This is a genomic window from uncultured Paenibacillus sp., assembly GCF_963515335.1.
In the GTDB taxonomy this organism is placed as follows: domain Bacteria; phylum Bacillota; class Bacilli; order Paenibacillales; family Paenibacillaceae; genus Paenibacillus_I.
Genome location: NZ_CAUPYC010000026.1, coordinates 41,450 through 48,579, shown reverse-complemented (window position 1 = coordinate 48,579; position 7,130 = coordinate 41,450). Strand labels below are relative to the sequence as shown.

The 7,130-nt window shown below is 60.3% G+C and carries 8 protein-coding genes; 2 read left to right on the top strand and 6 right to left on the bottom strand.

Annotated elements, in window-relative coordinates; translation table 11 throughout:
- Together RWM61_RS10445 and RWM61_RS10440 are read right to left on the bottom strand one after the other, a co-directional pair.
- Window positions 1–697: ABC transporter ATP-binding protein (locus RWM61_RS10445; protein WP_314000380.1), on the bottom strand; the 697-nt coding region annotated here is incomplete at its 3' end.
- On the bottom strand, window positions 694–1,569 hold the full coding sequence (locus RWM61_RS10440; RefSeq protein WP_314000378.1) for an ABC transporter ATP-binding protein: 876 nt from the start codon (window positions 1,567–1,569) through the stop codon (window positions 694–696). The genes RWM61_RS10440 and RWM61_RS10445, both read right to left, overlap by 4 nt.
- Before the next feature lie 151 nt (window positions 1,570–1,720).
- Here RWM61_RS10440 and RWM61_RS10435 point away from each other — a divergent pair, with 151 nt between their 5' ends.
- On the top strand, window positions 1,721–2,329 hold the full coding sequence (locus RWM61_RS10435; RefSeq protein ID WP_314000376.1) for a biotin transporter BioY: 609 nt from the start codon (window positions 1,721–1,723) through the stop codon (window positions 2,327–2,329).
- 92 nt (window positions 2,330–2,421) lie between these two features.
- On the top strand, window positions 2,422–3,111 hold the full coding sequence (locus tag RWM61_RS10430) for a DUF421 domain-containing protein (protein WP_314000374.1): 690 nt from the start codon (window positions 2,422–2,424) through the stop codon (window positions 3,109–3,111).
- Window positions 3,112–3,273: 162 nt separating this feature from the next.
- On the opposite strand, the gene RWM61_RS10425 is transcribed toward RWM61_RS10430, so the two are convergent.
- The 4 genes from RWM61_RS10425 to RWM61_RS10410 all read right to left on the bottom strand — a co-directional run bounded on the left by RWM61_RS10425 (window position 3,274) and on the right by RWM61_RS10410 (window position 7,129).
- The gene (locus tag RWM61_RS10425; protein ID WP_314000372.1) at window positions 3,274–3,783 is read right to left on the bottom strand and encodes a YlbF family regulator; all 510 of its coding nucleotides are present in this window, start codon (window positions 3,781–3,783) and stop codon (window positions 3,274–3,276) included.
- A gap of 36 nt (window positions 3,784–3,819) precedes the next feature.
- Window positions 3,820–5,376 carry a tRNA (N6-isopentenyl adenosine(37)-C2)-methylthiotransferase MiaB gene (miaB, locus tag RWM61_RS10420; RefSeq protein ID WP_314000370.1) on the bottom strand — a complete coding sequence of 519 codons (1,557 nt, stop codon included), beginning with the start codon at window positions 5,374–5,376 and terminating at the stop codon, window positions 3,820–3,822.
- Between the two features lie 112 nt (window positions 5,377–5,488).
- On the bottom strand, window positions 5,489–6,058 hold the full coding sequence (pduL, locus tag RWM61_RS10415) for a phosphate propanoyltransferase (RefSeq protein WP_314000368.1): 570 nt from the start codon (window positions 6,056–6,058) through the stop codon (window positions 5,489–5,491).
- Between the two features lie 204 nt (window positions 6,059–6,262).
- A complete protein-coding gene (locus RWM61_RS10410; protein WP_314000366.1) occupies window positions 6,263–7,129 on the bottom strand; it encodes a 2-oxoacid:ferredoxin oxidoreductase subunit beta in 867 nt (288 codons plus the stop codon).
- Between the last annotated feature and the right edge of the window lies 1 nt (window position 7,130).

The window sequence follows — 7,130 nt, the reverse complement described above, 5'->3', positions numbered from 1 at the left end:
CCGCCACGGAGGCCGCTTCGCGGACGGCGCCGTCGTCAAGCTCGACGACGGCGTCCGCAAGCGGCCAGAGCGCGTCGAGGTCGTGGGTCGCCACGACCGCTCCGCGCCCTTGCGCCTTATGCGCGCCGAGAAACGCGCGCAGCAGGCGGATGCCGCCGTCGTCGAGCCCCGACGTCGGCTCGTCGAGCAGCAGCCAGCCGTGCCCGGCCGCGGCCAGGCAGGCCCATGCAAGGCGGCGCTGCTGCCCGCCGCTGAGCGTCCACGGCTCGCGCGCGAGCAGCTCCGCCGGCAGGCCCGCCTGCTCCAGCGCCGCGGCTGCGCGCCGCTCCCGTTCGTCCCCGTCGAAGCCGTACGGCTTCATCGAATAATGAAGCTCCTCCCGGATGCTCCGGGCGAACCATTGGGATTCGCTGCGCTGCAGCGCGGCCCCGTAGCGAAGCAGCGCTTCCCGCCGCGGCTTGGCGCCCCGCCACAGAGGCAGGCCGTCCACCTCAATGCGTCCGGCCGCAAGGGTCCGCAGACCCGCCATCGTTTCCAACAGCGTCGTCTTGCCCGCTCCGTTCCTTCCAACGATCAGCGTAAGGGTGCCGGGCGCCGAAGCAAAAGTAACATCCCGCAGCAGTTCACCGCCGCCAACGCCGCCTATGCGGTCTTCAGCGAGTACGGTAACGTGCTCCAACCGCCAGCCTGCCGTCATAATCCGGCCACCGCCTCCGCCAGTTCTTCGGGCGTTAACGGCAGCGGATCGAGCCGGTAACCCATTTCCCTTAAAGCCAATGCCGTCTCAACGGCGTACGGAGGCCGATAACCGAGCCTCTCACTTGGGCTCGGCCGGCCCCCCCCGCGCTTCATCGCATACTCGCTCTCCGGCATCCTGCTGTCGGGCCCGCCGCCCGTTGCCTCCGTTTCCGGCACATAGAACGTTTCAACCGGCCCGTCAAACGCCACCCTTCCCTTCTCGAGCGCCACGATCCGGTCTCCGGCTTCAAATTCCTCCAAGCGGTGCGTAATCCATACGACCGTTCCGCCTGACCGCCATATGGCGCGAGCCCCGCACAGCACTTCCGCCCGCGACGCGGCATCCAGCATCGCGCCGGCCTCGTCGAACACAAGCAGCGGCGACCCGAAAGCGGCGCAGCCGGCCGCGACGAGCAGCTGCCGCTGCCCGCCCGACAGCGTCTCAACCGGCCGGCTGCGGGCTTCCCACAGCCCGCAGCCCCGCAAAATCTCCTCCGCTTTAGCGACGATTGATAAAGCATTGTCCGCCTTCGTCCTCTGCTCCAGCCCAAACAGCATATCCTCCCATGGCGTCGAACCGACGATCGCCGCGTCGGGATCCTGCGCCACGAACGGAAGCGGTTCGTCTCCGGCAAAGCCGCGGTCCATCGAGCCGCGAAACACCGCCGCCCCGCCCGCGGCCGCCTGGGGATGTCCGGCGAGCAGCAGCGCGAGCGTGCTTTTGCCGCTGCCGTTCGGCCCGATCAGCCCGACCCATTCTCCCTGACCCAGACGAAGCGATACGTCGTCGAGCAATGGAACTTCCCGTCCGTCATCCGCTGCGGCACGCACGGAGACTCCTTTTAAAATAAGATGCTTTGTGTTCAGCGTCCGCAAAAAGTTCACCGGCCCTCTTTCCGAATCCGGAACTGTATGTTAAAATCCATTTTGGTCAACCTCATTCACATGCACAGGTTAACAAATATAAGGAGTTGATGCAATCATGTCCATTCGTCCCCTGGTGTACACGGCACTGTTTGCGGCGCTGTTCGTCGCGATGAGCGCGGCGACCGTCCCGCTCGGCTTCTCGCCTGTCCCGATTACGCTGCAGAATCTGGCCGTGATGCTGGCCGGCGCCTTTCTCGGCGCGCGCTACGGATTTCTGAGCATCGGCATCGTCGTGGCCCTGGTCGCGCTGGGCCTGCCGCTTCTGCACGGCCAAGGCGGCATCGGATACATAAAAAGCGGAACCGGAGGCTTCATTCTCATGTTCCCGATCTGTGCGGCGGCCGTCGGTTATTTCACCGGCAAGCTGTTCAAATCGAACGTTCGCCGCTCCAAGCCGGCACTCTTCTACGTTCTGCTGTTCCTTATTTTCGAAGTGTTCGGATCGCTGCTTAGTTACGTCGGCGGCGTCCCTTGGCTCGCGGCTGTGTACAACTTGTCCTTCTCCCAAGCGATGGCGCTCGGCTTCTACCCTTACCTGGCCGGCGACGCCGCGAAAGCAGTCGTCTCGGCAATCGTTGCGGGCGCTTTGCACGCCTATGTGCCGGTCTGGAAGCGGAAATCGGCTAACAACATCACCGGCCTGCCGGCCGCGGCCGACAATTGACGGCTGTCGTGTGCGAATTCCCATCCCTTGTATGTTCGAACCTCCTCCTTCCCGGGTATGAATGATCAAACCCGCTAAAGGAGGCACTATTTATGGATTTCGGCGCAATAGCGGTCAAGCTGGCCGTCGGCTTCATCGGTTTATGGGCGGCAACCCGCATACTTGGAAAAAAAGAAATTTCTCAACTGACCCCCTTCGATTTCATCTCGGCATTGATTATGAGCGAAATTATCGGCAACGCGATATACGAACGCAAAAACACGATTCTGCATGTGCTGTTCGCGCTGGTGTTCTGGACGCTGCTCTCCTACATTTTTGAAAAGCTGACACAGCATGTGAAGCGAGCGCGCGAACCGCTCGATGGCGCTCCAGACCTGATCGTGAAGGAAGGGCGCATCGATTATGAGAAGCTGCGCCGCAATAAACTCGACGCCGACCAGCTGAGGATGATGCTCCGCCAGAAGGACGTTTTCTCCGTGCGCGACGTCGCTTATGCATGGTTCGAGCTGAACGGCTCGCTCAGCGTACTGAAAAAGCCCGCGTACGACACGGCGCAGAAGCAGGATCTCGGGCATTCCGAGGAGCACGTCAAGCTTCCCCATCTGCTGATTGAGGAAGGCAGCATCAACGATGACAACATACGCGGCATCGGCAAAACAAAAGAATGGCTTAGGGAAGAGCTGTCAAGGAACGGCCACCCGGATCCCTCGCGCGTTTTGTACGCGGAGTGGACGGAGGACGGAGAGCTTCATGTCGCGGCGATTCGCACTTCCGACGATTGACGGCGTTATCCGCTCGCTGACATTCAGCCAGGCAAATAAAGCCGGCCGGGAGCTTGTGCGAACACAAGACTCCGGCCGGCTTTCTGCTCTGCAGGGTCCCCGAAACGTAATATCGAAAGTTATATGCTGCAACTCGAAGATGATCGGCCACGCGTCACCCCATTAGTCGCTGCACTCCTCCGGCGCTTCCTCGGTGTTATCCGTTTCCACGTCCAGCTTCTTCGCCACCGTGTCGCGAATGACGGACATGACCAGCTGAAGCAGGTAGTTGATATCCGACTGGCTCTGCTGGAACTCGTCCACGATCGGAATGCCGTCGAGCTCATCCTGCAGAGAGGCCAACTCGCCTTCGATCTTGTCGACCATTTTCTGATTCTGGAACGACTGGAAAGCGACGAGCTCCTTCTGGCGCTTCTTCATCTGCGCGATCAGTGACTGCACACGCTCATTGCCCTTGATCTGGGCTTCGGCGCGGCGATAATGGCTGACTTCCTCCGACGTATAGATCATGTCGGCGATTTCTTTCGCCTTCGCCATAATGTCTTCCCGGATCAGCAGGTCGCGCGTATCGAACTTCGGTATCCCGCAGCCGCCGTGACCGTGATGATGATCATGGCCGTGCCCGTCATGCGCGTGCGATGCTTCATTTTTAGCCGTTTGCCGCTCTGCCATCTCGTTTCCCTCTCCTCATGACGCGGCTATCGTCCGTCAGGACACCGCTTCAGCCTTATGCTCCGTAACCGGCTCCGCCTTGATATACCACGTTTGCGGCTCCTTCACCTTCACTTGAATGAACTGTCCGATCCATTCCTTCGGACCTTCGAAGTGGACCAGCTTATTGCTGCGCGTCCGCCCCGCAAGGACGTTCGCGTTGTTTTTGCTCTCGCCCTCGACGAGCACCTCTACGATCTGCCCGCGCAGCGCTTCGTTGCCGGTCCGGCTCTGCTGGCCGATCAGCTCGTTCAACCGGTGCAGCCGCTGTTTCTTGACTTCCATCGGCACGTTGTCCTCCATCTCGGCCGCAGGCGTGCCCGCGCGCGGAGAATAGATGAAGGTGTACGCCGAGTCGAAGCCGACCTCCCGGACAAGCGACATCGTGTCCTCGAACTGCTCGTCGGTCTCGCCGGGGAATCCGACGATGATGTCGGTGGTCAGAACGGCGTCCGGCATCGCTGCCTTGATCTTGCGCACCAGCTCGAGATACGTCTCCCGGCTGTATTTGCGGCTCATCTTCTTCAGAACCTCGGTGCTGCCCGATTGAACCGGCAAATGGATATGCTCCACCAGGTTGCCGCCTTTGCCGAGCACCTCGATCAGATGATCGTCGAAATCGCGCGGATGCGACGTCGTGAACCGGATGCGCGGAATATCGATTTTGCGGATATCGTCCATCAGGTCGCCGAAGCGGTAATTCCGCTCCTCGAAGTCTTTCCCGTACGCGTTCACATTCTGGCCGAGCAGCGTCACTTCCTTGTACCCCTGCCGCGCCAGCTCGCGGACTTCGGCGATCACATCCTCAGGTAACCGGCTGCGCTCTTTGCCCCGCGTGTACGGAACGATGCAGTACGTACAGAACTTGTCGCAGCCGTACATGATGTTAACCCACGCGCGCATGCCTTCCCGCTTCTTCGGCAGGTTCTCGATGATGTCGCCTTCCTTCGACCACACCTCGACGACCATTTCCTTGCTGTACAGCGCGCCCTGCAGCAGCTGCGGCAGCCGATGAATGTTATGCGTGCCGAAAATCAAATCGACGAACGCGTGCTTTTGCAGAATGCGGCCCACGACCGATTCCTCCTGGGACATGCAGCCGCACACCCCCAGGATTAGCCCCGGCTTCTCGGTCTTCAGACGCTTCAGATGGCCGAGCTCGCCGAACACCTTGTCCTCCGCGTTCTCGCGGATCGCGCACGTGTTCAGCAGAATGACGTCCGCCTCCCTCCGGTCCTCCGTCGCGGTATAGCCCATCTGCTCGAACAGGCCTTTCATCACTTCCGTGTCGTGCTCGTTCATCTGGCAGCCGTACGTATAGATCAGATAGCGCTTGCCGCTGCCGATCGTCCGCAGCTCTTCCGGCACCGGCTCGCCGTACAGCACCTGGACGTCCTCTTTGCCGCGCTGCTTCTCCTGACGGTAATTCGGTTCGGATACGATATGAATATCCCGGCCGCCGATCCGGATCTTTTTGCCCGTCTCGTCGTCGGAGATGATTTTGGCGCCTGTAAAGTCGAAATATTTGGAGTAGTCCTTCGTTTCTTTCGCCACTTGCGTCACCCTCCGCTTTCGCAATAACCCTTAAATTATAGCACGAAAAGCGCGCAGTCGCTACTTCAAGTCCTATCCATCGCCCTGTCCGCCGCTCGTCCGCACAGCCGGATCAGTCTACGATTTCCGCCATGTCGCCGGTCGATGCGCCCGCCGCGTTCGCCTCGTCCGTGTCGATATGCATATCGAGCGCGAAATCCGGCGATACCCGCGCCACGACGTTCTCAAGCACCATTCCGCGCTCGCCGCCCAGCCGCACCCTCAGCCGCTGCTTGTCCGCTATGCCCCAGCGCTCCGCATCCGAGGTGTGAAAATGGATATGCCGCGCGGCCACGATCACACCCTCCTCGACCGTTACTTCGCCAGCCGGACCTTTGATCGTCATGCCCGGCGTGCCGGCGATGTTGCCGGATTCCCGGACAGGCGGCTTCATGCCGAGCGCAAAGGCATCCGTGCGCGAAATCTCAAGCTGCGTGCGCTTGCGTGCCGGTCCCAGAATACGGACCTTCGGAAAAGAGCCCTTCGGCCCGACGATCTCGACCGTCTCGTTGGCGGCGAATTGGCCCGGCTGCGAGAGCGGCTTCATCTCGGTCAGCCCGCCGCCTTTTCCGAACAGAATCTCGACATGCTCTTGCGACAGATGAATATGTCTGGCGGATACGCCTACAGGTACTTGTTTCAAGCAAATCAGCTCCTCTTGTATTTATCTCTTCGGTGACTGTCCCTTTCAATTTACCCTAATTTACCCCAAAAAGTGAAGTGAACCTTCGGTGAATATTGCCCGTGCTTCCCGGGGGTGCCTCAAGCGAAACAGGGTCCCCGAAAATAGTCGGAATACGCAAAAAGCATACGGCTGCGGGAGCCGTATGCTTGGGAACGATTCGGTTTAGCGGAACTCCGCCACCAATTTGTCAAATTGCGCAGGGTCAAGCTTCAGATCCTGCTTCACCAGACCTTCAGCTTGGAAGCCGGGAATCATATCCTCGTACGATTTGCGTTCCTTGTTCTGATAGATAAGGCCGGTAAGCATGCCGTTCGTCTCCATGATCTTGTTCATGGCGACTACGCGGTCGTGCGGGTTGTAATCCGGATATTGCTCCAGATTGACGATGTTCTCCTTGAACCAGTCGTAGGTGTTCACCTTGTTGAACGTGACGCAAGGGCTGAACACGTTGATCAGCGAGAAGCCCTCATGCTGAAGGCCTTGCTCGATCAGGCTCGTCAGCTGCTTCAAGTCGCTCGAGAACGACTGCGCCACGAACGTCGCGCCCGCGGACAGGGCGATCTCCAGCGGCGACAGGGTCGACTCGATCGAGCCCTCCGGCGTCGATTTCGTCTTGAAGCCTTCCGCGCTTCGCGGAGAGGTCTGGCCCTTCGTCAAGCCGTAAATCTGATTGTCCATTACGATATAGGTGATGTTCAGGTTGCGGCGGATCGCATGGACCGTATGGCCCATCCCGATCGCGAAACCGTCGCCGTCGCCGCCGGAAGCGATGACCGTCAGCTCGCGGTTGGCCAGCTTCACGCCCTGCGCGATCGGCAGCGCGCGGCCGTGGATGCCGTGGAAGCCATAAGCGTTGATATAGCCGGAGATGCGGCCTGAGCAGCCGATACCGGAAATGACCGCAAGGTTCTCCGGCTCAAGGCCGACGTTCGCCGCCGCGCGTTGAATGGCCGCTTGGACGGAGAAGTCGCCGCAGCCCGGGCACCAGTTCGGTTTGACGTTGTTGCGGAACTCTTTGAATGTCGCCATC

Coding starts and splice junctions, on each gene's coding strand:
- RWM61_RS10435 (WP_314000376.1), top strand. CDS start 1,721: ATGTCCATTCGTCCCCTGGTGTACACGGCACTGTTTGCGGCGCTGTTC.
- RWM61_RS10425 (WP_314000372.1), bottom strand. CDS start 3,783: ATGGCAGAGCGGCAAACGGCTAAAAATGAAGCATCGCACGCGCATGAC.
- RWM61_RS10430 (WP_314000374.1), top strand. CDS start 2,422: ATGGATTTCGGCGCAATAGCGGTCAAGCTGGCCGTCGGCTTCATCGGT.
- RWM61_RS10410 (WP_314000366.1), bottom strand. CDS start 7,129: ATGGCGACATTCAAAGAGTTCCGCAACAACGTCAAACCGAACTGGTGC.